This is a genomic window from Oscillibacter sp., from assembly GCF_032060045.1.
Taxonomy (GTDB): domain Bacteria; phylum Bacillota; class Clostridia; order Oscillospirales; family Oscillospiraceae; genus Oscillibacter.
Genome location: NZ_DAMBZJ010000035.1, coordinates 1 through 1,499 on the forward strand (window position 1 = coordinate 1; position 1,499 = coordinate 1,499).

The 1,499-nt window shown below is 52.9% G+C and carries 1 protein-coding gene; it reads right to left on the bottom strand.

Annotation, left to right across the window (positions count from 1 at the left end; translation table 11 throughout):
- Positions 1 to 1,499: InlB B-repeat-containing protein (locus RT018_RS12870; RefSeq protein ID WP_312942605.1), on the bottom strand; the 1,499-nt coding region annotated here is incomplete at both ends.

Sequence of the window (1,499 nt, forward strand, 5' to 3'; positions counted from 1 at the left end):
TTTCGTGGTAAAGGTACGGGTATTATCGGGGCTCATCGCCGCGCCGGTTTTACTCTTAAACTCTGCGATTTGAACAGTATACTCTTTTTCGTATGCAAGGTCCGAATAGGAGACAGTGTAAACCTTTCCGTCAGCAGACCAGTCGCCGCTCAAGGGAGTTGTTTCACTGCCGTCCCTGAGTGAAACAACGCCCGCCGCTGACTTATCCATTTCTTCGCTGAACGTAATCGCCATACTACCGCTTACAGCCGCGCTGTCGCTGCCGGACGTGACGCTGACACCACTGACGGTTGGCTCCGCATTCCAAAGCGCGTAAAGCGTGGTGTCGGCGTTTACGGTGTCCGTGTCAAAATCCCATTGATTTTTGCAGTTGCGCTCCTTGTACCACCCGCCAAATGCGAATCCCTCCGCTTTTGGGTCGGCCGGGTTGGCGAGCTTCTCTCCGGAGGCCATGACACCGCCGGGAATAGAGACTCCGTGCCCGTTTAAGTCATAGGAATAGTCACAGACTTCAAAAGTCTTTGTAATCGTAGTAACGGGTGAACCCTCTTTTTTTATGGTGACGTCCACCTGATAGGTGGTTCCTTTTTCAACAACCTTATTCCATGTCATTTTATCCGTTCCGGTCCCGCCGTCGCCGGTTGAGATTGTGCCCGTACCGCTGCCCTGCTGTACTGTGCTGCCGTCTTCCATGTTGCTGAATTTATATTCCAGATCATAAGTTGCCCCATTTTCCGTTGTCAGGGAAGTAGTTGCGCTGGGATGGCTACCGGAGTCCAGAGTAATGGAGAGGGATTTGTCGGTAATATTTGCCGCGTCACCGCCGTCGAGGAGCAGGTACGCGCTGCGGATATAGACTGCAAATCCATCGCTGACTGTAATCTGCAGCTGATAGGTGTGACCGCTCTGGAAAAGCGACTGGGGAACGGATAAAACCGTGGTGTTCCATTCGTTATTCATCCCCGAGAGCTTGCCGATCGCCCATGTCGCTGATGCGGTCTTGTCCACAAGGTATACCGTATCGACCTCTTCCGGCGCGTCCACATCGTATGCGTAAATGACGAGCTGTGCGCTTGCGCCGGGCAAAGCGGCGATTTCGTTTTCCGCTTCTCCAAATGAAAAAGAAGCTCCAACATCCGTCTTGCCCGATGGGCTCTCCGTTGAATCAATTTTAAGATCGTCATCACCGTGGCCTGCCAATGAACCCAATCCACTGTCGAAAATCTTAGCCGTGCGATGGGTCTCAGTCCCCGCCGCAGTTTCCCACACGGCATAAAGGTTCAGTTCACTTGGGCTGGCGTCACTTGCATAATCGTCAGCTGTATAAGGATCAAGGGGGAGATATTTAGCGGTATCGGAATTGGACGAGGTTGCCCATCCAAGAAAATCCTCACCGTCCGCCGTGAGCTCGTAACCGGACAGGCTGTCCCGTCCAACGGTAACCGTCTGGCTCTTGAGAAGATCGCTTCCGTCGCTGCTGTAATATTTGATAGCGACGG